The sequence below is a fragment of the Marinomonas sp. SBI8L genome (assembly GCF_001624705.1).
Classification (GTDB): domain Bacteria; phylum Pseudomonadota; class Gammaproteobacteria; order Pseudomonadales; family Marinomonadaceae; genus Marinomonas.
The window spans coordinates 173,596-198,968 of record NZ_JSEO01000004.1; the positions used below are offsets into that span (position 1 = coordinate 173,596).

General features: G+C 40.1%; 23 protein-coding genes and 6 tRNA genes. 18 read left to right on the forward strand and 11 right to left on the reverse strand.

The window, feature by feature from the left end:
• Positions 1-45: 45 nt before the first annotated feature.
• Positions 46-939 (reverse strand): carbohydrate ABC transporter permease, encoded by an 894-nt coding sequence (locus tag OA91_RS07040; RefSeq protein ID WP_157203789.1) that lies wholly within the window; start codon positions 937-939, stop codon positions 46-48.
• 84 nt (positions 940-1,023) lie between these two features.
• Positions 1,024-2,250, reverse strand: a complete 1,227-nt coding sequence (locus tag OA91_RS07045; RefSeq protein ID WP_231870331.1) for an ABC transporter substrate-binding protein — start codon at positions 2,248-2,250, stop codon at positions 1,024-1,026.
• A gap of 264 nt (positions 2,251-2,514) precedes the next feature.
• Between OA91_RS07045 and OA91_RS07050 the strand changes: the two genes are divergently transcribed.
• Together OA91_RS07050 and OA91_RS07055 are read left to right on the forward strand one after the other, a co-directional pair.
• Entirely contained in the window at positions 2,515-3,519 is a 1,005-nt protein-coding gene (locus OA91_RS07050; RefSeq protein WP_063337390.1) for a LacI family DNA-binding transcriptional regulator, read from the forward strand.
• A 66-nt stretch (positions 3,520-3,585) separates the two neighbouring features.
• Positions 3,586-5,943 (forward strand): GH36-type glycosyl hydrolase domain-containing protein, encoded by a 2,358-nt coding sequence (locus OA91_RS07055; RefSeq protein WP_231870332.1) that lies wholly within the window; start codon positions 3,586-3,588, stop codon positions 5,941-5,943.
• A gap of 108 nt (positions 5,944-6,051) precedes the next feature.
• On the opposite strand, the gene codA is transcribed toward OA91_RS07055, so the two are convergent.
• The 3 genes from codA to OA91_RS07070 all read right to left on the reverse strand — a co-directional run bounded on the left by codA (position 6,052) and on the right by OA91_RS07070 (position 8,634).
• Positions 6,052-7,305: a cytosine deaminase gene (codA, locus tag OA91_RS07060; protein WP_063337391.1), complete on the reverse strand. Its 1,254-nt coding sequence runs from the start codon at positions 7,303-7,305 to the stop codon at positions 6,052-6,054.
• 36 nt (positions 7,306-7,341) lie between these two features.
• Positions 7,342-8,250, reverse strand: coding sequence for a hypothetical protein (locus tag OA91_RS07065; RefSeq protein ID WP_063337392.1), 909 nt, complete (start codon positions 8,248-8,250; stop codon positions 7,342-7,344).
• 141 nt (positions 8,251-8,391) lie between these two features.
• On the reverse strand, positions 8,392-8,634 hold the full coding sequence (locus OA91_RS07070) for a hypothetical protein (RefSeq protein ID WP_046016947.1): 243 nt from the start codon (positions 8,632-8,634) through the stop codon (positions 8,392-8,394).
• Between the two features lie 101 nt (positions 8,635-8,735).
• Between OA91_RS07070 and yaaA the strand changes: the two genes are divergently transcribed.
• Positions 8,736-9,518 (forward strand): peroxide stress protein YaaA, encoded by a 783-nt coding sequence (yaaA, locus tag OA91_RS07075; protein WP_063337393.1) that lies wholly within the window; start codon positions 8,736-8,738, stop codon positions 9,516-9,518.
• A gap of 73 nt (positions 9,519-9,591) precedes the next feature.
• On the opposite strand, the gene prmC is transcribed toward yaaA, so the two are convergent.
• The 3 genes from prmC to hemA all read right to left on the reverse strand — a co-directional run bounded on the left by prmC (position 9,592) and on the right by hemA (position 12,910).
• Positions 9,592-10,449 carry a peptide chain release factor N(5)-glutamine methyltransferase gene (gene prmC / locus OA91_RS07080; RefSeq protein WP_063337394.1) on the reverse strand — a complete coding sequence of 286 codons (858 nt, stop codon included), beginning with the start codon at positions 10,447-10,449 and terminating at the stop codon, positions 9,592-9,594.
• Positions 10,450-10,474: 25 nt separating this feature from the next.
• Positions 10,475-11,566, reverse strand: coding sequence for a peptide chain release factor 1 (gene prfA, locus OA91_RS07085; protein ID WP_046016944.1), 1,092 nt, complete (start codon positions 11,564-11,566; stop codon positions 10,475-10,477).
• 69 nt (positions 11,567-11,635) lie between these two features.
• A complete protein-coding gene (gene hemA, locus OA91_RS07090) occupies positions 11,636-12,910 on the reverse strand; it encodes a glutamyl-tRNA reductase (protein ID WP_046016943.1) in 1,275 nt (424 codons plus the stop codon).
• A gap of 299 nt (positions 12,911-13,209) precedes the next feature.
• On the opposite strand from hemA, the gene OA91_RS07095 reads away from it, so the two are divergent.
• The 15 genes from OA91_RS07095 to OA91_RS07165 all read left to right on the forward strand — a co-directional run bounded on the left by OA91_RS07095 (position 13,210) and on the right by OA91_RS07165 (position 22,370).
• A complete protein-coding gene (locus tag OA91_RS07095) occupies positions 13,210-15,099 on the forward strand; it encodes a hypothetical protein (protein WP_063337395.1) in 1,890 nt (629 codons plus the stop codon).
• Positions 15,096-15,668: a lipoprotein insertase outer membrane protein LolB gene (lolB, locus tag OA91_RS07100; protein WP_046016941.1), complete on the forward strand. Its 573-nt coding sequence runs from the start codon at positions 15,096-15,098 to the stop codon at positions 15,666-15,668. The genes OA91_RS07095 and lolB overlap by 4 nt, the downstream gene beginning before the upstream one ends.
• 43 nt (positions 15,669-15,711) lie before the next feature.
• Positions 15,712-16,596 (forward strand): 4-(cytidine 5'-diphospho)-2-C-methyl-D-erythritol kinase, encoded by an 885-nt coding sequence (gene ispE, locus OA91_RS07105; protein ID WP_082827818.1) that lies wholly within the window; start codon positions 15,712-15,714, stop codon positions 16,594-16,596.
• A tRNA-Gln gene (locus OA91_RS07110) sits at positions 16,576-16,650 on the forward strand. The genes ispE and OA91_RS07110 overlap by 21 nt, the downstream gene beginning before the upstream one ends.
• 37 nt (positions 16,651-16,687) lie before the next feature.
• Positions 16,688-17,635 (forward strand): ribose-phosphate diphosphokinase, encoded by a 948-nt coding sequence (locus OA91_RS07115; RefSeq protein ID WP_046017085.1) that lies wholly within the window; start codon positions 16,688-16,690, stop codon positions 17,633-17,635.
• Positions 17,636-17,716: 81 nt separating this feature from the next.
• On the forward strand, positions 17,717-18,295 hold the full coding sequence (locus OA91_RS07120; RefSeq protein ID WP_063337396.1) for a 50S ribosomal protein L25/general stress protein Ctc: 579 nt from the start codon (positions 17,717-17,719) through the stop codon (positions 18,293-18,295).
• 23 nt (positions 18,296-18,318) lie between these two features.
• Entirely contained in the window at positions 18,319-18,903 is a 585-nt protein-coding gene (gene pth / locus OA91_RS07125; RefSeq protein WP_063337397.1) for an aminoacyl-tRNA hydrolase, read from the forward strand.
• Positions 18,904-18,953: 50 nt separating this feature from the next.
• Entirely contained in the window at positions 18,954-20,045 is a 1,092-nt protein-coding gene (gene ychF / locus OA91_RS07130) for a redox-regulated ATPase YchF (protein ID WP_046016938.1), read from the forward strand.
• A gap of 120 nt (positions 20,046-20,165) precedes the next feature.
• Positions 20,166-20,240: transfer RNA gene (locus OA91_RS07135), tRNA-Gln, on the forward strand.
• A 28-nt stretch (positions 20,241-20,268) separates the two neighbouring features.
• Positions 20,269-20,345 (forward strand) — tRNA-Met (locus OA91_RS07140).
• A 16-nt stretch (positions 20,346-20,361) separates the two neighbouring features.
• Positions 20,362-20,436 (forward strand) — tRNA-Gln (locus OA91_RS07145).
• A gap of 20 nt (positions 20,437-20,456) precedes the next feature.
• Positions 20,457-20,533, forward strand: a tRNA-Met gene (locus OA91_RS07150).
• Between the two features lie 16 nt (positions 20,534-20,549).
• Positions 20,550-20,624 (forward strand) — tRNA-Gln (locus OA91_RS07155).
• A 182-nt stretch (positions 20,625-20,806) separates the two neighbouring features.
• Positions 20,807-21,478 (forward strand): TIGR04219 family outer membrane beta-barrel protein, encoded by a 672-nt coding sequence (locus OA91_RS07160; protein ID WP_046016937.1) that lies wholly within the window; start codon positions 20,807-20,809, stop codon positions 21,476-21,478.
• Between the two features lie 196 nt (positions 21,479-21,674).
• Complete coding sequence (locus OA91_RS07165) at positions 21,675-22,370, forward strand: TIGR04219 family outer membrane beta-barrel protein (RefSeq protein ID WP_063337398.1); 696 nt, start codon at positions 21,675-21,677, stop codon at positions 22,368-22,370.
• A gap of 103 nt (positions 22,371-22,473) precedes the next feature.
• On the opposite strand, the gene folE is transcribed toward OA91_RS07165, so the two are convergent.
• The 3 genes from folE to OA91_RS07180 all read right to left on the reverse strand — a co-directional run bounded on the left by folE (position 22,474) and on the right by OA91_RS07180 (position 25,366).
• Positions 22,474-23,157: a GTP cyclohydrolase I FolE gene (gene folE, locus OA91_RS07170; RefSeq protein ID WP_046016934.1), complete on the reverse strand. Its 684-nt coding sequence runs from the start codon at positions 23,155-23,157 to the stop codon at positions 22,474-22,476.
• Between the two features lie 247 nt (positions 23,158-23,404).
• Complete coding sequence (locus tag OA91_RS07175) at positions 23,405-24,352, reverse strand: phospholipase A (protein WP_197477759.1); 948 nt, start codon at positions 24,350-24,352, stop codon at positions 23,405-23,407.
• Positions 24,353-24,430: 78 nt separating this feature from the next.
• On the reverse strand, positions 24,431-25,366 hold the full coding sequence (locus OA91_RS07180; RefSeq protein WP_063337399.1) for a 2-hydroxyacid dehydrogenase: 936 nt from the start codon (positions 25,364-25,366) through the stop codon (positions 24,431-24,433).
• Positions 25,367-25,373: the final 7 nt, after the last annotated feature.

Below are 25,373 nucleotides of genomic sequence, written 5' to 3' on the forward strand. Positions count from 1 at the left end.
CTTTGAGGCAAACTTCAAATTTGTAGGTGAAATTGATAACATAAATTACCTACCTTGTTTCTTGATGTAATTTGAATATATAAAAGGAGCAATCAAACATAGAATGGTAGTTAACATGACAGTAGACGCGGCAGTAGCAATACCAATATTGGCACGCTCAAACAAGTTATCCATAATGAACTTTGCAGGCACTTCACTTGCAACTCCTGGTCCGCCTCCTGTCATAGCAACCACAACATCATACATTTTGATAATGCTGATAGATAACAGAACCACTGTAGTAATAATCATAGGACGCAGCATTGGAAGAATAATACTGATATACACTCGCCACGCAGGAATACCATCGATTTTTGTCGCCTTCCACAAATCTTCATCGATACCGCGAAGTCCAGCTAATAGCAGCGCCATGACTAAACCAGCTCCCTGCCAAACAGCTGCAATGACAACTGTATAAAGCACCATGTCAGGGTTAACTATCCAGTCAAATTGGAAAGAGTCCCACCCTAATGCTTGAACCGTTTTTTGAACACCTAACTGAGGATTAAAAATCCATTGCCACACTAAACCAGTCACAATAAACGACATAGCATAAGGAAATAAAAAAACAGTACGAAAGAAGCTTTCTGCTTTAATTTTTTGATCGATAAAAATAGATAAAAGAAATCCCAGAACAAAACAAATTACTAAAAACAAGAAGGCAATAAGTAATAAATTCTCTAATGATGATATCCAGCGGGAAGTGTTAAAAAGTCGCTCATACTGAACAAAACCAACAAAATCATTTTTTGGTAGCATACGTGAGCTACTAAATGATAAACGAACAGACCAGAACATGGTTCCCATGTAAGCAACAAACACAGTTAATGCCATAGGCAATGCCGCTATATAAGCCAATAAGTTACGCTTAAAATGCATTTGAATAGCGATTACATTCATTTTTCACCCCTTTAAAGTGGCTAGTAAATAAAACAATAGATAAGAATGGAGACACAAACAATGTGTCTCCCCCCCCCTAAACTACTAGCCTTGTAAAGCCTGTGAAAGAATCTTTACAGCTTTTTTAGAAGACATATCCCTACTATTCCATACTTCTGTAATCGCATCTTTCACAGAACCATAACGATAGGACTCCATAAGCATTGAGCCATCAGGAACTTGACGAGATTCATCCCTTAAGATTCTTGAACCTAATTGAGCACATCGCCCCATACTGGAAACATCAATATCAGTTCGAACAGGAATTGAGCCTTTCAATCGGTTAAACCTAATCTGCGTTAAAGGTTTAAGCATAGTTTCGACCAGCTTCTCTTGAGCGAGTATTTGCTGCTTATCCTCTGTTTTAGGGAAAACAAAAACATCTCCACCCACTATATATAATGAGTCATCACCTAATCCTGCAAAGCAGCCATAATCCCTATTTGGTCTTTTCTTAGCTTGGGTAAACTCTCCTTTAGCCCAATCCCCCATCACTTGTATACCTGCTTTATCATTAATCACTAGACTGGTTGTATCATTCCAGTTTCTGCCTGGAGAGCCAGAATCCACATAAGGTTTAAGTTTCAAAAAAGTATCTACAACCTTATGAAATTCAGGAGAGTTAAGCGTTTTAGCATCTCGTTTTTTTAATACATCAAGATAAAGCTGTTTGCCGCCCACATTGCTTAAAACAGCCATAAAGAGCAGATTCTCCTGCCACTTTTGCCCACCTAAAGCTAACGGAATATAACCAGATGCTTTCAATTTATCTAAAGCTGCAAAGAGCTCATCAATAGTCTGTGGCTCTGTAGCAATCCCAGAATCATTAAAGGCTTTTTTTGAATACCAAAACCAAGTAGGCATGTGGATATTGACTGGAGCCGCATAATAATGTCCATTCACTTTGATGGCATCTAAGGTCGGCTTTGGTAGGATTTCATCCCAGTCATTTGAGATAGCGATGGAATCTAAATTATTCAGCATTCCTTCAGCAATCATTTCATGATATTGCTGTGATGTATTAAAGAGTGCAGCCGTAGTAGGAGATCCGCCTATCATACGATTTATTGCCGCACTTCGTGCATTTGAACCACCAGCAACAGCACTATCTTTCCAACTTCCGCCTTCTGCTTCATAGGCGTCTGCCAATACTTTTATTGCGGCAGACTCACCACCGGATGTCCACCAATGCATAACCTCGGCTTCTTCCTTAGCGACTAGAGGGGTTGCGGCTAAAGAGATAGCTGCAGAAAGCATCATTATCTTAATCATAGCGGTACCTTTATTTCTCATTTTTGTTCTTATGGAGTATTTAAGTTAGCACTCTTTTTTAATTTATGGAACCGGTTCCATAAATTATTTTAAACTCTACTTTTTTAAAGATTATTTATGTACTTTATCTTATTGTTTTCTATTAATTTAATGAGTAATAAATTTTTTATAAAAATTAAAACCTGTAAAAAACACTATAAAACTAGCATTTTAGATCTTATAATGGAGAAAAATTGTAGATTAAAACATCAAAGGCTTTGAAATATGGCAACAATTAAAGATGTAGCAAAACTAGCAGGAGTTGGTGTTGGAACTGTTTCCAGATATCTATCAGGAAAAAGCTCAATCTCCAGTAAATCAGGTGATAAAGTTGCTGCAGCTATGGCTGAACTAAACTACCGACCAAACAGCATGGCAAGATCCTTATCATCAAAAAAATCAAACATCATCGGTTTATGGGTCCCTTCTTTCTCTGGGTCTTTTCATCGAAAAATGCTGCAAACTATTGAGCGAGAATTACGTAAGCGAGATAAACACATCATTTTAGCAAATGCAGAAGATAGCAGCTCAGACAAGGAACGTATTGATTGCCTAAACTACCTAATTGAGCGAGATTGTGACGGCATACTGATGTCTTGTCCGGAATTATCCGTATTTGAATTAGCTAAAATTGAAGCTCGCTACCCCAAAGTCGTTTTTATTAATCGCGACATAGAAGATTTGGCCGAAAAAGCATTTAGCACCAACCATTATCAAGGAGGTCGTTTAGCCGCAAAGCATTTAGTTGAACTCGGCCATAAAAATATAGCCATAGTTACTGGCCGAATGAACGCACAGGACGCCCAAAGCAGACATAAGGGTTTCATAGATGAGCTGCTAGCTTCTGACATTGAAGTCGACCCAAACCTAATAGAGTCAGGAGGCTATAGTTTCCAACAAAGTATGGAAGCAACTGAGCTGCTAATAAGTAAAAAGAAGCCATTCACAGCGTTATTTTGTTCAAATGACAATAGTGGCATGGCTGCTATTTCCAGCCTAACCAAACATGGATTTAAAGTAGGAAAAGACGTTTCTGTTATTGGCTATGATGACATAGACCTAGCAGAGTTCACATCCCCCCCTATGACAAGTATTAACATTCCACTTGAAGCAATCTCACGTAATGCTTGCCATCAAATTTTGAATCTATGTTATGGGGAGACTCACGCCATACAAAACAAGTTTGAGCCAACCCTATCCATTCGTGAATCAACTCATTCAATTCTGTAATCAAATAGTGCTGACAAAAGAGAGTCATAAAACTTAATTTTACATTTAAACCCAGAGGGTATTTAGATGACAATGTACATTGAAGGCGGTAAACGTTTTTTATTAAATGATCCCAAATTAGTCCCAAACTCTGCAGGCTACTTATGGAACAAACACATGATGATTCATATGAACTGTCAAGGTTATGCCGTTGCGCAGTATATGAACCCAGAACCTAAAAAATACGCCCATGCCCCAAATTTAACTGCCAAAAGCTTTATGCAACCAGAGCAACCTTACTTTGCCAACCACCCGGGTAGATTCTTTTATATACGAGATGATGAAACTGGAGACATGTTTTCAGCGCCTTACGCTCCTATGAAAACACCTTTGCAAAGCTTTGAGTTTCTCCCAGGGCTAAACGATATTTGTTGGAGAGTTAAAAACCAAGACATTTCTCTCGAGATAACACTCACTCTCGGAGAACAATCTCAAGCTGAGCTTTGGCATGTTAAGGTGATCAATTCAAGTAATTCAAAGCGTAAGTTGTCATTAGTCCCCTATTTTCCTGTAGGTTATATGTCATGGATGAATATGGGAGCACATTATGACCACAAGCTTAAAGCTGTTGTTTGCACCTCAATAACTCCCTATCAAAAACTCGAAGACTATGAAAAAAACAAACACCTTAAAGACATAACTTACTTTGCTAGTGACTGCACACCAAATCACTTTGAAACAAGCGGTGTTCGATTTGAAGGACTAGGAGGTCTCCATAACCCAGATGCTTTAAGTGACCTAGCTACACTATCAGATCAAGACTGCCACTATGAGATGCCAGCATGTGCAATGCAATTTCAAGTTAACCTAAAAAAAGATGAATCCAAGGAGTTTAACTTTGTCTTTGGGCCAGCTTTAGACAAAGAAGAAATTCAATCGGTTATATCTCAAACTCTAGGTGAGCAGAAGCAAGAGCAAATTCTTAACTACACAAACTACATTCAGTCTGGCCGTGGTGTAATAAAAATAAACACACCAGATGACTCCTTAAATCATTTCATTAACCATTGGCTTCCGAGACAAGTCTTTTATCACGGCGATACCAACCGTCTCACCACAGACCCTCAAACACGAAATTACCTCCAAGACGGCATGGGAATGGCATATATTGATAGCTCAATTACTAAGAAAGTTATCCTTACTTCTCTATCACAACAAAAACACGATGGAGAAATGCCAGACGGAATACTACTAACTCCTGAGGCAAAATTTAATTATATAAACCAAATTCCTCATACAGATCATTCTGTCTGGTTAGCGCTTATTGTCGAAGCTTATCTTAATGAAACAAACGACTGGGATATACTCAATGAGCAGGTTTCATGGGTAGACTCTCAAACAAGAGACACAGTGTTAGAACATATTAACAGGGCCATGGATACAATGTGTCAAGCGCGTGATAGCAGAGGCTTGCCCTATATAGATCAAGGTGACTGGTGTGATCCCATGAATATGGTAGGTCATAAAGGAAAAGGGGTTTCTGGCTGGCTAGCACAAGCGTTAAGTGTTGCACTACAAACATGGATTAGAGTTTCCAAAGAAGGTAACAATCCAAACAAGATTCGCCATTACCAATCAATAATTGATCAGCTAGCAAGCATTACAGAAACCTTCTTATGGCAAGGTGACTGGTATGCACGAGGAATTACCGATGACGGCATAACTTTTGGCATTCCACAGGACAAAGAAGGCCGTATCTTCCTCAACACACAAAGTTGGGCATTTTTAGCCAACATGCCAAATAACGAACAAAAAGAGCGCATGCTAAAAGCCATTGACGAACAACTTGATACGCCTTTTGGTGTAATGTTATGCGCTCCAGCTTTTACAGGTATGCGAGAAGATATAGGTAGAGTAACTCAAAAATGGCCTGGGTCAGGAGAAAATGGCTCAGTATATAACCATGCCGTTGCTTTCTATGCCGCCAGTTTGTACAAAATTGGAGAGCCTGATAGAGCGTTTAATACATTACGTAAAATGATTGCAGACCCAAACTGTGAAACCTTTACCCAAAGAGGTCAGTTGCCTATATATGTTCCAAACTACTACCGTGGTGCGTACTATCAATATCCAAGTACTGCAGGGCGCTCAAGCAATCTCTTTAATACTGGTACAGGAGCTTGGTTCTATCAAATGATCATTGAAGAGATGTTTGGCCTCAAGGGCTGTAATGATGGCTTAGAAATCACACCCAAATTGCCAAAAGCTTGGCCAGAAGCAAGCGCTAAACGCCTGTTTCGAGGTGCTAGCTTAAGCATTCACTATATTAGAGTAAAAGAAAGCTCTGAATGCAGTATTAGGCTTGATGGGAGAGCGCTAGATTCTAATGTGGTTAAAAACATTGAATCTGGAAAACAATATTTTGTAGAAGTAAGGTTTAAATAAACTCTTACCTAGAAACACATTTAAACATCTATCTAACTCCCTACCTATAAACATTAATGAATAGGTAGGGAGAAATGAGAAATACAGAAGATTACCTTCCATAAAACACTAAAAATACTTCCCAGTAATTACCCTAGCTGGCTCTCTTTGCATTATGGTTTTGCCATCTTTCACTGAGAGCAGCACTTCACCTTGTTTGCGAATTACGCTATAGTCATCTTCACCATCCAATAAAATAAAGCTTGCAGGCTTACCTACTTCAATGCCGTAAATATCTTCTATGCAGAGGGTTTTAGCACTGTTGTCCGTTATGAGACTCAAGGAGGTGCTGAAGTCTTGATAACCCATCATTTGACAAATATGTAAGGCAAAATCCAAGGTGCGAAGCAGCTTGCCATTCCCAAGGGAATACCAAGGATCAAAAATAGAGTCTTCACCAAGGCATACGTTGATACCTGCGGCATTAAGCTCTTTAACTCGCGTCACGCCACGGCGTTTAGGGTAGGTATCAAACCGACCTTGCAGGTGAATACTTTCTGTTGGACAAGAAACAAAGTTAATGCCTGAATTTTTCAATAAACGAAAGAGTTTAGAGCAGTAGGCATTATCATATGAATGCATGGCTGTGGTGTGGCTTGCCGTTACCCTGTGCCCCATCTTATTAAACAGGGCTTCACAGGCAAGCAGTTCTAAAAAGCGTGAATTAGCATCGTCGGTTTCATCACAATGCACATCGATTAACCTGTCGTATTTCTGGGCTAATTCAATGATTTTTTTGACCGAGGCCTCACCTAATTCACGAGTATATTCAAAGTGTGGAATGCCACCTACCACATCTGCGCCAATTTCTAGCGCTTCTATCATGAGGTCTAAACCACCTTCATAAGAGAGCAATCCATCTTGTGGAAAAGCCACCACCTGAATATTGATTTTATCTTTTAATTCATCACGAATTGCACAAAGTGTTTTCACACCAATCAAGCTTGGATCTGTGGTATCTGCATGGGTTCTGACATGTTGCACGCCATTTTCAACAAGTAGCTCTAGGGTTTGATAAACTCGGCTGCGAATATCTTCTTCATTGAGCATGGGCTTGCGCTCACCCCAACGCTCTATTCCCTCAAACAAGGTACCTGAGTTATTCCAATTGGGCTCACCAGCAGTTAATGCTGCATCAAGATGAATATGAGGCTCTACAAAAGGCGCGCAGGCAAGCTTGCCTTTTGCATCAAATACGCCGTCATGCTGGGGCAAGTCAAGGTAGTCATGTTGAACATCAATTGAGGTAAATTTTCCATTTATTATTTTAATTCTGTGAAGTTCTATTTTACCACGTAAACGGGCGTTAATCAGTTCCTTCATATTTTCCCTCATGACTTCTTTGTATTAATTAAATAGCTAGTTTGATCGCTTCGCCAGCCATTTAGTAATGATAGGTAGAGCAGATGTAGGTACTTGGATCGCACCAGCAAGCGGCAAAAACATAGGCCCTAACAATGATCCTGCGATGGTATGAGTTAGCAGCACATTACGGTTTCCCGCTGTCACAGCTGCCATAAATGCCTGCTCTTTCCCCAGTTTTTTATACAAAAAGAATGCGGCGATAAAAAACAAGGTCACCAAAAAGGTTGAAATACCAATAAGCTGATACGCCAATATAGGGTCTTGATCCCATTGCAGTCTGAAATTACTAATCAAACCAAATGGAAAGGCAAACACAACCAAAATGGTATAAGGAGAGATTTTTACCAATGCGCGCCCTAGCTTATCCTCCGGTACATATTTATGTATAACAAAAGAGAGCAACATAGGGCCAAAGATAAAAATAACCAAGCGCATAATATAGGCTTGCATATCCAAGCTAACTTCACCGGATTGCAGCAAAAACAAAGAAACATAAATAGCAACTGGCAATAAAATGGTAGAGCCAATCGTCATGGCCATGGAGGTCATTACATCAAAACCTAAAGCACGGATAATAGCTGGGGTAGCAAACAATGAGCCTGTCGCAGCAACGGCAACAATAGCCAAGGTCAGCGCCTCATCAGCCCCGATCAACTTAGCAAATACAAAGCTAAGCAACATCAAAAAAAAGGAGTGAAAACAAGCATACCACCAGACATAAAGCTGTTTTAGCTTAATCACTAACTCGTTTTGCTTCATACCAATTAAGGTTAGTGTCATTAAAACAAAAAGGCAGTAAGGCAATATAGGAAAAACTTTTAAGGAATATTCAGGTAGCAAAAAGCCAAGAATGGCCGCCGCAAAAATAAATACCAAAGAATGGCGTATTAAAAAAGAAAACATACTATCTGTTGCCGAAGAGGAAAGTTAAATGTTGAAGGTTTATAGCTTTACGGCATTTTAGCATCAAGCTTTGCTAAATAATCATAATGAGTGAATCTATTGTTTTTACAATCCAGATTCATCAAGAAATAAAGGTGTTCATTACAAAATAGAGTGGAGTTTATTTTTCTCTGGCAATTCTGCTTCTTCTTCTGGCCAGTCTAATCTTGCCTTATCAAAAGCTTCACGTAATCGCATCAAGTCTAAATCATTCATTTGATCTATTAGGTTAAACGACTCTTCAAGACGCTCATCCCAAGCTTTAGACTCAGACGATTCAAGCTTGTTTTTCTCATCTCTCTGAGCGGTTAATTCTTTAGGAAAACGTAGCACATTGCTCTTCATAAATTCTCTCTATTGAACTTCACTATAGATATCTATCGTTACTCTATGGATAATCTGTAACAAACGCAATATATCTTGCCCTTTATGTTACAGGATTCCCAATGAAGTTTTTAATTTCTCCCGCAAAAACATTAGATTTAGACAGCAAGTTACCAACTAATGAGTCAAGCCAACCTATTGCTCTAACTCAAGCGCAGGCGCTGATTGACACCATTAAACCTTATACACCAGCTGATGTTGCCTCTTTAATGAAGCTGAGTGATAAACTTGCAACCCTGAATGTAAACCGTTATCACGAGTGGGATAAAAACCACACCCAAGCAAACAGTCGCCCTGCGCTATTCACTTTTAAAGGTGATGTGTATACCGGTCTTGACGCTCATTCTCTTAGCCAAGATGACATAGCATATGCACAAGAACACCTTCGCATGCTTAGCGGCCTGTACGGCCTATTAAAACCATTAGACTTGATGCAAGCTTACCGCCTTGAAATGGGAACACGCTTAGGTAATAACAAAGGCACTAACCTTTATCAGTTCTGGGGGGATGATATTGCCAATATGATTATTAGCGAACTCGCTGATGATGAGCTTTTAGTGAACTTAGCCTCTAACGAATACTTTAAAGCGGTAAATACAAAAGTTATTTCACAGCGTATCGTATCGCCTATTTTCTTGGATGAGAAAAATGGTAAATTTAAGGTGATTAGCTTTTACGCGAAAAAAGCACGTGGTTTGATGGCCCGTTACTTGATTCAAGAGCAATGTGAAACATACGAAGACATGCTCAACTTTAATCTGGCAGGCTACCGTTATGATCCTGACCAGTCTAAAGCTGACGAGCCCGTTTTTATTCGCCCTGAGAGCATGCAACCTGCTAAGTAATAAGCAGGTTTATCTTATAAAGCTAGGGATTCGTACCTAGCTTTTACTTTTTAGAGAGTAAAAAAATATCCCTTTAGCAATCCGAATACTGGCCTAAGGTCACTCTATCGTTACCACCATAATCTTTGCGTGTTTCTATCTTATGATAGCCATTTTTCTCTAGTATCTTTCTCGCACCTTCACCTTGATCATAGCCATGCTCAAAAGCTAACCAGCCATTTATAGCTAAATGCGCTTTCGCATCTCGGGCAATAATTTCAATATCTGAATACCCTTTGAGATCCGCAATCAAAGCGGTTTTCGGCTCAAACCTAACATCTCCCTCATCAAGATGATGATCTTCAGGATCAATATAGGGAGGATTAGATACAATCAGAGCAAAACCAGTAGTAGCAACATTATCAAACCAGCTACTTTGCTGAATATCCACATTAAGACTTAGCTTTTGGTTATTCTGCTTAGCAAGTTCAACAGCCTCTGGAATAAGGTCGACTGCACTCACATTTGCATCAGACCTTTCACTGGCTAACGCTAACGCCACCGCACCTGTGCCTGTACCCAAGTCCAAAATACTCGGAGATTTAACATCAGCAATTAGCTCAAGACCAATTTCTACCAAAGATTCAGTGTCTGATCTGGGAATTAAAGTAAATTCTGATACAGCTAACTCAAAGGTCCAAAATGCTTGATAGCCTAATATATAAGCAATCGGCCTACCTTTAAGGCGCTGCGCTAACAAAGCATCAAACCTTACCCTATCTTCTTCTGATACCTGCTTTTCTGGCCAAGTATAAAAATAGGACGTATTTACGCCCAACACTTCAGCTAGTAATAACTGAACATCTAACTCAGGTGTCTCAGTAAGCTTATTAGAACTAGAAAGGGCCGCTAATTGCGCGACCCCTTGCTGGATAACTTGATCAATTCTCATGTTATTTCATCATGCCAATTGTCATTTATCGATTCTCTTCACTCAATGCAGCAAGCTGACCCGCTTGATGCTCATTGATAAGAGGCTGAACCAGATTATCTAGATCACCTGTGATGATCTCGTCTAGTTTATAAAGCGTTAGGTTGATTCTGTGGTCAGTGACACGACCTTGAGGATAGTTATAAGTACGAATACGCTCAGACCTATCACCACTACCAACCAAAGATTTACGTGTTTCAGATTGCTCAGCGGCATGCTTTTCTTCTTCAGCTGCCTGCAAGCGAGAAGCAAGTAAGGCCATCGCTTTAGCACGGTTCTTATGCTGAGAACGCTCATCCTGACACTCAACCACGACACCTGTAGGAATGTGCGTTAAACGTATTGCAGAGTCAGTTTTGTTGACGTGCTGACCACCGGCACCAGATGCTCTGAAAGTATCAACACGTAAATCTGCTTTGTTGATTTCAATAGCATCCTGCTCATCCATTTCTGGCATGATAGCCACAGTACAAGCAGAAGTATGAATACGACCCTGAGATTCTGTCGCAGGCACTCGCTGAACCCTATGAACACCAGATTCAAACTTAAGCAAAGAGTAAGCCCCTTCACCCACAATACGAGCGATTACTTCTTTATAGCCCCCATGCTCACCTTCATTACAACTAATCATCTCAACTTTCCAACGTTGAGTTTCAGCATAACGAGAATACATACGGAATAAGTCACCAGCGAAAATAGAAGCTTCGTCACCACCCGTTCCTGCGCGAACTTCCACAAAAACGTTGCGACCATCATTAGGGTCTTTCGGCAAAAGCAGTTTTTGTAAATCTAGCAACAGCTCTTCTTTCTTAAGCTGGCATGCTTTCATTTCTTCCACACCCATTTCTTTAATATCCGGGTCGGAATCTGTCATCATCAATTGCGCTTCTTCAAGGTTTTCATCATTCTCTTGAAACTCTTCAAAGCATTTTACAACAGGCTCAAGCTCTGCGTATTCTTTTGAATAAGCACGAAACAAGTCTTGGTTCATGATGATTTCAGCATCGCTTAATAAAGCCGCTAGCTCTTCATAACGATCTGCTAAATTTTCTAATTTTAATTTAATCGATTCTTTCATGGTTAAGGTCTTTTTATTAAATTCTTTAAAGTGAGCACTTACGCTAGATTGTTACACGAAATAAGCTGGCTAATTTTTATCGTCTTTCAATTCTGTCATGCCCAACACCTTAAGTGCGACTTCTAGGCTTGCTTGATCATCATCAGCACCCGCTTCACGCAAGAACTGAGTAGGTGTATGAATGAGTTTATTCATAAGATTGTGCGCCATTTTCTGTAAAACTTGCTCTGGCTCTTGACCAGCACTTAAGTTTTTTAGCGCTCTTTCATACTCAAAAGACTTAATGTCTTCTGCTTTTTTACGGTAAGAGACAATAACATTAGATACCTTACGAGAATCTAGGTTACGCCTAAACTCAACAACTCCCGCATCAATAATGGCTTCTGCTGCGGTAGCGGCGTCTTGTCTTGATTTAACGTTTTGCTCGATAACTGAATGCAAGTCATCAACTGTATAGAGGTAAACGTCATTAATATCTTCGACTTCTGGTTCGATATCTCTAGGAACCGCAATATCAACTAATAAAATAGGTTTGTGTCGACGTTTTGATACTGCTTTCTCAACCATACCTTTACCAATAATAGGTAATTGGCTTGCGGTTGAAGAAATCACTAAATCTGCTTGAGATAGATATTCGCCTATATCAGCCAACAATATGGCTTCTGCCCCCATTTCAGAGGCAAGAATCTGAGCTCTTTCTAAGGTTCTGTTAGCAACGATTATACGCTTTACACCACTTTCTTTTAGATGACGAGCAACTAGCTCTATTGTTTGGCCAGCACCAATCAAAAGCGCCGTACTGCGTTTTACATCCGCAAAGATACGCTGTGCTAAACTAACAGCGGCAAAAGCAATAGAAACTGGATTTTCACCAATAGCCGTATCTGTGCGTACCTTTTTCGCAATAGAAAAAGTACGCTGAAATAAAGCCTGTAATGATTGGCCTATATATTTGCCTTCTTGAGACACAGCATAAGCTGATTTAACTTGTCCTAATATTTGAGGTTCGCCCAAGACAAGAGAGTCCAACCCTGACGCCACACGCATAATATGCCTTACACTCTCATCATCTTGATGGGCGTAACAATATTGCTCTAATTCAGCTGCTGGAATTTGATGATATTCACCTAACCATTGAATAATTTGCTTGATACTCGCGCCTTCTGGCACGGCACAATAAAGCTCAGTTCTATTGCAGGTAGAAACAATAACGGCCTCGTCAGCTCGATCACGGGTGATCAAGGAAGACAAAGCGTCGAACATCTTCTCCGGCGCAAACGCAACTTTTTCTCGTATCGCAACGGGTGCTGTTTTGTGGTTGATACCAACCGTAATTAGCGGCATTAAGGGAACTCTTCACAGGTAATGAGATCTTAGCATCTAAGCTAAATAAGGCTTTTTAAACCAGGCCTCAAAAATTAAGGCCTAGCATTATACGTGTAAACATCACATTTTCGCACCCCATGTGATCAATAAAAACAAGAAAGCTTGTCGTAATGTGATGGATACACTACTGACATTACTATTACTAAGGGATAGTATAAGGAAATAACTTGAACAATTGTTTTAATCTATTTCTGTTAAACCTTAGGTTTTTAGCGCCTTTTAAGATCAAATCAATATTAAACAGGGTTTTATAACTCATGACATCGCCTATTTTTAAAAAAGGATTTGCTGTCTTAACAGGATTAAGCCCTAGCTTTAACAAGTTAAGACAAAAGCCTTTCTTAGCATGCATAAAACCCAAACAAGCTTTATTAGCTGCCGCTTCATTTGGCCTAATTGCCTGCTCTTCTGCTTCAATACCACTCAATACAGCAAGTTCTAGCAAACAATTAAACATTATTGATGAAGCGCCTATCGCAACAACAAAAATCGAAAGCAAACAAAACCCTATGCTTAAACAAATGCTCGTCGCTGAGTTTAGTTTACATAGGGGAAACTTGAATGCCGCTTACAAAACTTATTTAGCATTAGCACAAGAAGAGCAAAACTTAACAGCCATTAGTCGTGCGACTGATATTGCTGTCGCTATGAACAATTTATTTCTCATTGAGCAGGCAAGTACACTCTGGCTAACTTTAGAAAATAATAAAGCGAGACCTTATAAGCTGAATTACGCGATTCAAATTAATTATCTAAAAAGTGAAACCGGGCGAGATGTTTTACAAAAAGCACTAGAGAATCAAGTTGATATAAGCTTTATTCACGAAGAAATTAATAAGAATGCAAGAAAGCCTGAGCAAATTGATAGCATCAAAGAGAGCCTAAAACAATTGAAGCTTGACCATCCAGCGAATGTTGAGCTGGATGTCGCGATTGCTAGGATTGATTTTTTACAAGGGGATTTTGATTCTGCTTTAGCCAATAGCAAACGTTTAAAAAAGGCATTAGGTGATGATAAGTTTGGCATTGAAAGCTATCTCATTTTAGCCTTTAGCCAAAACCAAAATGACCAACTTAAAGATGCGATTGAAAGCTTAGAGCAAGCCTCTCTATACCATAAAGACAAGCTAAGAATTCTGACGCCTTTACTAAACTTCTTACTTCAAGATGATCAAATAGAGCTATCCAAGCAATACTATCGAGAGCATTCATTGGCAGAGCAAGAATCTATTCAACTATCACTAAACTATATTGGCCAACTTCTTGAATACCAACATAGTGAGCTGGCTCTCTCACTATTAAAAGAACTTGATTACCCATCAACAGGCCTAGCTGATCAATTCTATTATCTAGAGGCAAATGCACTTTCTCAATTAGATAAAAAAGAAGATGGTATCGCACTTTTATTAAAAACCACTGGTCCACTTAAATTAAACGCAACTGAACAAGCCGCATCTTGGCTTTATGAGCTAAAACAAGAAAGCCGTATCAACCCCATGGTCATGTCGCGCATTAATGAGCAGCAGAATTTAGACATGGTACTAAGCATATGCTTTCTACATGAAGATGAAGGGCGTCTTGATCTTGCCGATCAGCTGTTAACCTCAGCATTAGACATTTATAAAAATGCTAATTCACTGCGTTATAAAAGAGCCTTACTTGCTGACCAAAGAGGTTTTTGGCTAGAAACCGAAAAAGAGCTCTCTTATTTAATATCTCTCGAACCTGAGAATCCCCAGTATCTCAATGCGCTAGGCTACACACTTTTGCAATATACAAAACGCCTAGATGAAGCCATGCAATTGATTGAAAAAGCGTACCAAATTAATGCGGATGACCCCGCTATTATTGATAGCCTTGGTTGGGGACACTTTTTATTAGGTAATAATGAGCAATCTATTTTCTACCTAAAGAAAGCTTGGGACTTATTAAAAGACCCAGAAATTGGCGCTCACTTCGGTGAAGCTTTATGGCAAAAGAATCCAGAACAAGCCAACCTTATTTGGCGTCAAGCATTGGATAACGAACAAAATCACGACACTTTAATGGACACAATCAAACGTCTAAATCCAGACTTTGAATTCCCAGATAACGAGTTACAACAAACATCTCCCTATACGGACATAGCACAGGATCAAACTCCATGATAAGAGCGTTTTTTCTCTTATGTATTACCCTTTTAATTAGCGCCTGCTCCACTAACTCCAAAGTCGTCGTACCAGCACCAGACAGTGTAGATGCCATTACACAATGGCAAACAAGCGGTCGAGTTGGTATTAGAACCAACGAAGATGCCATTTCAGGAAACTTTAATTGGCAGCATAGCCCAACTGGATTTAACTTAGTTATCAGTGGGCCTTTTGGACAAGGCACTACCAAAATTTATCAAGATGAAAGTCAGTTAGTTACCCTTGAGTACAAAGATACCAAAGCAACAGGGCCTGATTCACAAGCACTATTAGAACAACACTTTGGTTGGCAGTTTCCTGTAAAACAAATTGCCTACTGGGCAAGAGGCCTTGCAGAACCAAACTCCGCTGCAGCCTTTAGCTATAACGTTGATACACAACTACTTGAGGAAATATCTCAAGATGGATGGCTAGTGAAATATAAAGAGTTCACTAAAGTTGAAGGCTTAGACCTACCGAGAAAATTACAAGCCATTAAGGCGCCTTTTAGAGTAAACCTCATCATTAATGATTGGTCGATTCAATAATAGTCGACCAATCAAACCAACATATCCTAAGATTTTTATCACAATGAACACACGAACTATCACACTTCCTTCACCCGCTAAATTAAACCTCTTTTTGCATATCACTGGCCGCAGAGAAAATGGCTACCATGAACTTGAAACGATTTTTCAATTTATCGATGTCTGTGATGAGCTTACCTTTCATTTGGATGAAAAGGATGAGATTCAGCTCCTAAACGAGATTCCTGGCGTTTTAAAAGAGCAAAACCTCATTTATAAAGCGGCAAAATTGTTACTCCCTTATAGAAACGAAAGCATCTTAGATGGCATTAAAATAAGCATTAAAAAGCAACTTCCAATGGGGGGGGGGATTGGTGGAGGCAGCTCCAATGCAGCAACAACTTTATTAGCACTAAACCAACTTTGGCAATGTCAGTTAGGGCTAGAAAAACTGGCTGAACTAGGGCTTGAATTAGGCGCTGACGTTCCCATTTTTGTCTATGGTAAAAGTGCCTTCGCACAAGGGATAGGTGAAGAATTTACGCCAGTTGAACCAAACACACCTTATTACCTGCTATTGAAACCCGATTGCGAAGTGGAAACTGTTCAAATTTTTACCGATAAATATTTGACAAGAGACACCCCTCCCATCAAAATACCGCACGCCTTGAAGCTGGGTGGACATAACGATTGTCTTGAGGTTGTAAGAAAGCATAATCCTGAAGTAAATGAAGCGTATCTTTGGCTTAAAAATCAAGGAGATGCAAAACTTACAGGTACAGGGTCATGTCTTTTTGCGGCGTTCGATAGTCGAGACGATGTTTTGAGAGTTTTAGCACAAGTGCCTGACAAATGGCTAGCATGGCAATGTCAGGGTCATAATGTGTCTCCAACACATCAAGTTCTTGACCAGTGGATTGAGCATAATTGGGGTATCGCCAAGCGGTAAGGCAACAGGTTTTGATCCTGTCATGCGTTGGTTCGAATCCAGCTACCCCAGCCAAACTCTATTCACCATGAAAATACAAAGGGTATTCACAGTGTCCAAGTTAATGGTTTTTACCGGTAATGCCAATCCTGAACTCGCTCGCAGGGTTGTGCGCCGACTAGGTCTTCCTATTGGCAATGCAACAGTAGGAAAATTCAGTGACGGAGAGATTACGGTTGAGATCAATGAAAACGTTCGCGGTAAAGACGTTTTTATTATTCAATCTACCTGCGCACCTAGTAACGATAACTTGATGGAACTCATCGTTATGGCTGACGCTTTGCGTCGTGCTTCTGCCTCACGCGTAACGGCTGTTATCCCTTACTTTGGCTATGCAAGACAAGATCGTCGTGTACGTTCTGCTCGCGTGCCAATTACAGCAAAAGTTGTTGCTGATATGATCTCAGCAGTAGGTATTAATCGCGTATTAACAGTTGATCTGCACGCAGATCAGATTCAGGGCTTCTTCGACATCCCTGTTGATAACGTTTATGCCACACCACTATTACTTGACGATCTACAACGCCAAGGCCATGACAACATTACTGTTGTTTCTCCTGATGTTGGCGGTGTTGTTCGTGCACGTGCTTTCGCTAAACTGCTTGATGATGCGGACCTTGCTATCATAGACAAACGTCGTCCTCGTGCGAACGAAGCACAAATCATGCACTTGATTGGTGATGTTGCAGGTAAAACATGTGTCCTAATTGACGACATGTGCGATACTGGCGGCACTTTATGTGCAGCCGCAAAAGCACTGAAAGATCACGGTGCAGAAAGAGTGTTAGCTTATGCTACTCACCCTATTCTTTCTGGCAAAGCGATCGACAATATTACTAACTCTGTACTTGATGAGTTAGTTGTTTCAGACACGATTCCGCTAAGTAAAGCGGCTCAAGAGTGTCCACAGATTCGCCAGTTGTCTATGTCAGACATCATGGCAGAAGCTGTTCGTCGCGTATGCAACGAAGAGTCTATTAGTGCCATGTTTGGGGCCTAATTAAAAAATAAAACCAAATAATACGTTCGGATTTGGTCGCACTTCTGGACATTTAACTTTTAAAATTTAGGAAATAATCAAATGACATTATCTATTAATGCCGTAGCACGTTCTGAAGAAGGTAAAGGTGCGAGCCGCCGCCTTCGTCTAGCAAACAAAGTACCAGCTGTAATCTACGGTGGCGATGCTGCACCTCAGTCTATTACTTTCGCTGAGAACGAGCTGAAAAAAATCACTGAAAACCAAGACTTCTTCACAACTGTTGTTGAAGTAGTTACTGATGGTAAAGCTGAAAAAGTTATCGTTAAAGCACTACAACGTCACCCTGCTAGCCCAGCGGTTATGCACGTTGACTTCCTACGTGTTGACGAAGCTCGCGTAATCACAACTCGCATCCCTCTAAACTTCGTTGGCGCTGCAACATCTGAAGGTGTTAAGAGCCAAGGTGGTCGTCTGAGTGTTGAAGCTAAACTAGCTGAAGTTCGTTGCCTACCTGGTAACCTACCTGCTTCTCTAGAAGTTGACTGTGCTAACGCTCAACTAGGTGACATTTTCCACCTATCTGACGCTCAACTACCTGAAGGCGTAGAGCTAGTTGCTCTTCTTAAAGGTAACGATCACAACCAACCTATTGGTCGTATCGGTAAAGCTAAGAAATAAGATCTGATTGAAAAGGCGGTATTGTGGCAAGTTTCAAGTTATTAGTTGGTTTAGGTAATCCTGGAACCGAATATGAGAACACTCGCCATAATGCCGGCGCTCAATTGATCGAAGCACTGGCTCGCCAGAGTCAGTGCTCTCTTAAAAACGATAGAAAATTCTTTGGCCAATTTGGCAAAGTTTATATAGGTGGGCAGGAATGCTATCTACTTATTCCCTCCACCTATATGAATTTAAGCGGTAAAGCAGTTCAAGCTGTTTGCCAGTTTTATAAAATCCTTCCTCAAGAAGTACTCGTCATTCATGACGAACTAGATATCCCTCCTGGTACAGTTAAAATCAAACGCGGTGGTGGTCATGGCGGTCATAATGGTCTAAAAGACATTATTTCCAAATTGGCAAATAACCGTGAATTTGGCCGTTTACGACTTGGCATAGGCCATCCAGGACATGCTAGTAAAGTTGCAGGTTATGTATTAACCAAAGCACCTCAGGACGAGTATCAACAAATTGAAGCAACAATTGATGAATCACTTCGTCATATTGATAGCATAATTACAGGGGATCTAAATCCTGTAATGAACCAACTACACAGCTTTAAAGCTTAATTACTAGGCTTAGCGTTAACACTATTTAAGATAACAATTCAGGACTTATTATGGGCTTTAATTGCGGCATCGTTGGCCTACCCAACGTCGGTAAATCAACTCTATTCAACGCACTAACCAAAGCAGGTATTGGCGCGGAGAATTTCCCTTTTTGCACGATTGAGCCAAACGCAGGTGTTGTTCCTATGCCTGACCCACGCTTAGATGCTTTAGCAAAAATCGTTAACCCAGAACGCGTTTTAGCGACAACAATGGAATTTGTTGATATTGCTGGTTTAGTAGAAGGTGCATCTAAAGGTGAAGGTCTAGGCAATAAGTTCCTAGCCAACATTCGCGAAACTGATGCGATTGCCCATGTTGTTCGCTGCTTTGAAGATGAAAATGTGATTCACGTGTCTAACCATGTTAATCCAAAAGCTGATATTGAAGTTATCAACCTAGAACTTATTTTTGCTGACCTTGAGTCTATCGATAAGCAAATCTTACGTACGGCTAAAAATGCAAAAAGTGGAAACAAAGACGCCATTGCCCACAAAGCCTTTTTAGAAAGCATTAAAGCTCACCTTGAAGACGGCTTGCCTGTTCGTTCTATGGATTTAACCGACGATCAGAAAAAAGAAGTGAAATTACTTCACCTTTTAACAACCAAACCAACCATGTATATCGCAAACGTGGCTGAAGATGGCTTTGAAAATAACCCATACCTTGACCAAGTCATTGAAATTGCCAAATCAGAGAATGCAGTTGTTGTTCCTATCTGCAACCAGTTGGAAGCAGAAATTTCTGAACTTGATGCAGAAGAGATGCAAGAGTTTCTAGATGAAATGGGCATGACAGAGCCAGGCCTTGATCGCGTTATCAGAGCGGGTTATGAATTACTTGGCCTACAAACTTATTTCACGGCTGGCGTTAAAGAAGTACGTGCTTGGACTGTTAAGCAAGGTGCGACTGGCCCACAAGCTGCTGGCGTTATCCACACTGATTTCGAGAAAGGTTTCATTCGTGCTGAAGTTGTTGCCTATGATGCCTTCATTGAATATCAAGGTGAAAGTGGTGCAAAAGAAGCCGGTAAGTGGCGTCTAGAAGGTAAAGATTACATCGTAAAAGACGGTGATGTGATGCATTTCCGTTTTAATGTATAAAAAAATTAAATTGTTTAGATATTTTCAGAAAAAAGCTTGACCCGATAAGGGCTTATATGAATAATATCGCACCCAGAGACAGGGGATCGAGTAAAAGATAATTTGTTTCTGGTTTGCAATTGGGGTATCGCCAAGCGGTAAGGCAACAGGTTTTGATCCTGTCATGCGTTGGTTCGAATCCAGCTACCCCAGCCATTGCAAGCAAAGTTAGGAAAGTAATTATGGCTATGTAGCTCAGTTGGTTAGAGCACATCACTCATAATGATGGGGTCACTAGTTCGAATCTAGTCATAGCCACCATTAATTACTTAGAGATTGGGGTATCGCCAAGCGGTAAGGCAACAGGTTTTGATCCTGTCATGCGTTGGTTCGAATCCAGCTACCCCAGCCATTTCTACCTAACATAGTAAAGGCTATGTAGCTCAGTTGGTTAGAGCACATCACTCATAATGATGGGGTCACTAGTTCGAATCTAGTCATAGCCACCACTAAACAGTTTTTGATTGGGGTATCGCCAAGCGGTAAGGCAACAGGTTTTGATCCTGTCATGCGTTGGTTCGAATCCAGCTACCCCAGCCATAACACTCTTCTTCTGATTTCATTTCCTTACACTAAACTCTTATCCTGCTTAATCTTTTCTGATACTAAATTGTATTCTTACTTTATTTAACTTTAGTTCTTACGTCATATCATCTTATAATTAGCCAAAGTTCACACTCTTACAATTCGTAACTTATATCCAACAAAAGGGAAGATATATTATGAGACCTGCACTTATTCTTGGCTCACTATTAGTGGCTGCAAATGCAAATGCTGACTTTCTTGGTTTAACTGCAGAAGTGGGTAGTTTTTCTCCCGATGCAGACACAACAGCTGCAACTACTGGCACATCTGTATCAAGCAACAATATGGATGCAGATTCAGGCACTTATTACGGTATTGCCTTTGAACACCCAATCCCACTTATTCCAAATGTACGTATTCAAGGTACAGAGCTAGAAGCTGATGGCACAAGTGGTGGTAACGCAACTATTGTTGATATGTCTCACACTGATTATACAGCTTACTATGAGCTACTAGACGGTCTACTATGGCTAAGCCTTGATGCTGGTGTGAGTTTCCGTCAATACGACGGTAGCGTTTCTATCTCTGGTTCTGAAACTGATCTAGATGAAACGGTCCCTATGTTTTACGCCGCTCCTGCTTTCTCTATTCCAGGCACAGGTCTATCAGTTGTCGGTGAATTCAAAGTTGGCTCTTTCGACGATAAAGATGTCACAGATACAACACTTAAAGTTAAATGGGAATCACCATTCCTAGTAGGCATCGAAGCAGGTTACCGCACACATGATATCGATTTTGAAAATGTTTCAGGTCGTGATGTTGTGAGTGAGAACTCTGGTGTTTTCCTAGGTGTTAACATCGACATCTAATAAATAAACACAAAACAAAGTTATTCTAAAAAGCCCAGTATTTACTGGGCTTTTTTATGCCTAAGTAAAGCTAACACAGCCCCAACCCTCAAGAGACGCCAAGTATCACCGATAAACTTATATAGGTTATTAAAAATGAATATGCTGATGCTTTAAATGAAGCCCTAAAGCATCACCCAACATAAGGAAGAAAACAATGAAACACGCACTGATTCTTGGCACACTCCTTATTGCCGCTAACGCAAATGCAGATGTTTTAGGCTTAACCGCTGAAGTAGGTTCATACTCACCTGACGCGGATTTATGGGCCGCTGATACAAATACAACAGGTACCAGTGACATGGATGCGGATAGTGGCATCTATTATGGTATTGCCCTTGAGCACCCTATTCCTGTCATTCCTAATTTACGTATCCAAGGTACAGAAATAACCGCTGACGGTACTGCTACAGCCACTTACAATGGCACCTCTTATAGCAATGCAGCAGCCTCTATCGATTTATCACACACAGACTTCACCTTGTACTATGAGCTATTAGATGGCCTATTTTGGCTCAACCTAGATTTAGGTATTACCCTAAGACAATATGATGGTTATGTAGAAATTTCGAATGATAGAACAGACTTATCAGAAACATTACCCATGCTATACGCCTCTCCATTTATCGATATTCCAGGAACAGGACTATCAATTGGTGGCGAAATAAAATATCTGTCTTACGATGATTCAAGCATTACTGATACCAGCATTAAAGTTAAGTGGGAGTCTCCTTTCTTAGTCGGAATCGAGGCGGGTTATCGTCAACATGAAATAGATTTAGTCGATGTATCAGACCTAGATGTATACAGCGACAACTCGGGTATCTTTATTGGTATTAACATAGATATTTAATTGCACTAGCTTAGTATACGATCTAGCGTTTTAAATATTTTCAACAGATACAAAAAAGCCCAGTCAAAAACTGGGCTTTTTTGTATCTCATACTGCGTACTTATTAGCTATTCAAGAATTCTGCACGTGTCTTATCACTTTGCTTAAACAAACCACCTAATGCCGTTGTTTGTGTTGATGAGCTTGCATCCATCACACCACGCGCTTTGACACAATAGTGAGTAGCATCAATGGTCACAGCCACATTATCCGTCTCTAATAATACCTGCAAAGTCACTAAGATTTGCTGAGTTAACCTTTCTTGTACCTGAGGTCTTTGAGCAAAAAATCTCACAATACGATTAATTTTAGACAAACCAATAATTTTCTTTTTCGGCAAATAAGCAACTTTTGCCAACCCATCGATTGTGACAAAGTGGTGCTCACAAGTACTGGTAAAGCTAATATCTTTCACCTTTACCATTTCATCTACTTTCATTTTATTATCAATGACAGTAATTTTTGGAAAGGCGTGATAATTAAGGCCAGAGAAAATCTCTTTTACGTACATTTTAGCAATACGGTGAGGCGTTTCAGCCAGACTATCATCTGTAAGATCAAGACCAAGGGTTGTTACTATATCCACGAATGAAGCTTGAATACGTTGGTATTTTTCTTCTGTGCTCAAACCGTTATCTATCATAGGCGTTTCTAGCCCATGCTTAATCAAAGCGTCACGAACACGAATAGCCTCAGAACTTAAAGGTAATTCATTAATAACAGGCTGAGTGGCTAATACTGTTGTCATACTTGTGTCCTAATGTGCTGTCGCATCAAGGGTGTCATAAATTTCCGCTATTCTACACCAATTTTTATGCAAGTTAATACCATCAAAACGACAGGAAGAGAACAAGCCGAATAACTGAAACAAACACAAATTATTCGCCTCAAATTAAGCTAACCAATAAATACAACAAACTAAGTACTTTAATCACCTCATTAGATTAGAGCCAATAAACAGTAAGCCCGTCTAAGACATTAATCAAAAAGGTAAATCATAGCCAGTTTGTTAGCATAACCCCTATTCCTATACTGCGAACATGATCGTCATATTCTGCTAACGATTGTCCGTAACCATCGAAGTACTGGATATAACCTCGTGTTTTACCCCACATAGGAAATGTAAAACCAAGTTGAATAGCACCTTTATTTTCCGATCTTAAGTTATTTCTTAACATAAGATCTATACTATAGTCGTCCAACACATATACTGCATTTAACTCACCATATCCTAAGTACTTTTCTATATTAGGATTATCGTCATCTTCACTTCCCTCTGGTATTCGGTACCAGGGCTTCAAAGAAATAACAGCATTCTCACTTTCAAAGAAAAACTCCGCAAAAATACGGTTCCAAGAACGCGATAAAGGCTCGGTCCTACCATTGGATTGATGGTTAAAGCCGACAGAAATATATTTTGCTTTTAAACTTGAAGTAATCTGCCTTTCAAAATCAAATAGCACAAAGCTCTCTGGCTCATAATTTGTTTCTCTAAATGGAGAGGATATCTTTGTGTTATAGGATTGCCATAAAGCTTGCTGAGTATAGGCTCCCCATAAACTTGCCTTAGTGCCGAATAAATTATGAGCTAAGGGAAATTTAACACTCAGCTGAAACTTAAATTCAATATCCTCAAGTTCTCCACTAAAGGCAGAAGCATCACTGGCATCTGTATCATCTTGAAATTTAACAGGTAAGAAGTAATTTGGTTTATGAGGGGTAATAACAAAAGGGTTTTGTAAGGAAGCAGATTCTTTTTCCACCCTTTGCTCAATAAGACCATCTGCCTCATCTGCCCTTTGAGAAATAGAAGCAGGCTGCTCAGGCTCAATCAAGATTGGTGTTTCTTCAATAACTGATTCCTCTTCAACATCAAGGTCTGGTGAGTCAGCAAACACAGTAAAGCAAGACAAGCCTAAAAGACATATAAAAAGTTTCAACACAATATAGAATCCAGCATGACTAAAAAGCACTCACGCATAAATGCGAGTGCCTACAAAATTTAATTAGGGAAGTTAAAGCTAATAACCCTTACCCATATCAACACCATCAGGAATAATACCTTGCTGGCGATATTTATCGATATTCTTTGCTACGATTTTACTCGCAGAAACAGGGTTAGTTTGAGCAGAAATATGAGGCAAAACAGTAACTTTCTCATGCTGCCAATACTTACTATCACAGGTTAGTGGCTCTTGCTCAAATACATCTAAAACAGCATGATCAAGCTTCCCAGCATCAAGCGCTGCAAACAAGTCGGTCGAATTAACAATACCACCTCTGGCAAAGTTGATAAGCTGAGCACCATCCGGTAAATGAGCGATAAACTCGCGATTTATCAAACCACTAGTCATATCAGTTAAAGGCAACAAGCAGATTAAAATGTGAGTATTGGTCAACATGGTTTGCAAACCTTCTTCACCATGATAACAATCCACCCCTTCCAAGGTTTTTGGCGAGTAACTCCAGCCTGATACCTTAAAGCCTTGGGCACTTAAAACCTTTGCAGCCTCTTGGCCTAAAGCTCCTAGGCCTAGGATAGAAATATGACGATCTTTTGGCTCTGTGTACTCTATCTGATGCCATATTTTTTGGGACTGCTGCTTGGCATATTTAGGCATATCGCGATGAAGATACAAGGTCCAAGCCAATGCCGCCTCAGCCATTGTCTGGCTCAGCATAGGGTCAATCAAGCGAACCAAGGTTAACTTCATTTTCTCTACTGCTTTCACTAAGGATTCAACACCAGCCCACAGACTATGGACCCAAACTAGATTTGGCAGGCTTTCTAGATGTTCAAGAAGTGGATTAGCAATAATAGCAATGTCACAAGCCAGCCTTTGCTCACTATTCATCTGGCTAAATTTCACGATTTCTTCTGCAGGCATTTGTTCTTTAAATAATGCCAACCAAGCTTGATTTTCAGCATCACTGAGTTGAGTAACCAGTGCAATCATACAAGTA

Bases quoted from the DNA above. Each gene is read 5' to 3' on its own strand.
- OA91_RS07040 (WP_157203789.1), bottom strand. From the start codon at position 939: ATGAATGTAATCGCTATTCAAATGCATTTTAAGCGTAACTTATTGGCT.
- OA91_RS07045 (WP_231870331.1), bottom strand. From the start codon at position 2,250: ATGATTAAGATAATGATGCTTTCTGCAGCTATCTCTTTAGCCGCAACC.
- OA91_RS07050 (WP_063337390.1), top strand. From the start codon at position 2,515: ATGGCAACAATTAAAGATGTAGCAAAACTAGCAGGAGTTGGTGTTGGA.
- OA91_RS07055 (WP_231870332.1), top strand. From the start codon at position 3,586: ATGACAATGTACATTGAAGGCGGTAAACGTTTTTTATTAAATGATCCC.
- codA (WP_063337391.1), bottom strand. From the start codon at position 7,305: ATGAAGGAACTGATTAACGCCCGTTTACGTGGTAAAATAGAACTTCAC.
- OA91_RS07065 (WP_063337392.1), bottom strand. From the start codon at position 8,250: ATGTTTTCTTTTTTAATACGCCATTCTTTGGTATTTATTTTTGCGGCG.
- OA91_RS07070 (WP_046016947.1), bottom strand. From the start codon at position 8,634: ATGAAGAGCAATGTGCTACGTTTTCCTAAAGAATTAACCGCTCAGAGA.
- yaaA (WP_063337393.1), top strand. From the start codon at position 8,736: ATGAAGTTTTTAATTTCTCCCGCAAAAACATTAGATTTAGACAGCAAG.
- prmC (WP_063337394.1), bottom strand. From the start codon at position 10,449: ATGAGAATTGATCAAGTTATCCAGCAAGGGGTCGCGCAATTAGCGGCC.
- prfA (WP_046016944.1), bottom strand. From the start codon at position 11,566: ATGAAAGAATCGATTAAATTAAAATTAGAAAATTTAGCAGATCGTTAT.
- hemA (WP_046016943.1), bottom strand. From the start codon at position 12,910: ATGCCGCTAATTACGGTTGGTATCAACCACAAAACAGCACCCGTTGCG.
- OA91_RS07095 (WP_063337395.1), top strand. From the start codon at position 13,210: ATGACATCGCCTATTTTTAAAAAAGGATTTGCTGTCTTAACAGGATTA.
- lolB (WP_046016941.1), top strand. From the start codon at position 15,096: ATGATAAGAGCGTTTTTTCTCTTATGTATTACCCTTTTAATTAGCGCC.
- ispE (WP_082827818.1), top strand. From the start codon at position 15,712: ATGAACACACGAACTATCACACTTCCTTCACCCGCTAAATTAAACCTC.
- OA91_RS07120 (WP_063337396.1), top strand. From the start codon at position 17,717: ATGACATTATCTATTAATGCCGTAGCACGTTCTGAAGAAGGTAAAGGT.
- ychF (WP_046016938.1), top strand. From the start codon at position 18,954: ATGGGCTTTAATTGCGGCATCGTTGGCCTACCCAACGTCGGTAAATCA.
- OA91_RS07160 (WP_046016937.1), top strand. From the start codon at position 20,807: ATGAGACCTGCACTTATTCTTGGCTCACTATTAGTGGCTGCAAATGCA.
- OA91_RS07165 (WP_063337398.1), top strand. From the start codon at position 21,675: ATGAAACACGCACTGATTCTTGGCACACTCCTTATTGCCGCTAACGCA.
- folE (WP_046016934.1), bottom strand. From the start codon at position 23,157: ATGACAACAGTATTAGCCACTCAGCCTGTTATTAATGAATTACCTTTA.
- OA91_RS07180 (WP_063337399.1), bottom strand. From the start codon at position 25,366: ATGATTGCACTGGTTACTCAACTCAGTGATGCTGAAAATCAAGCTTGG.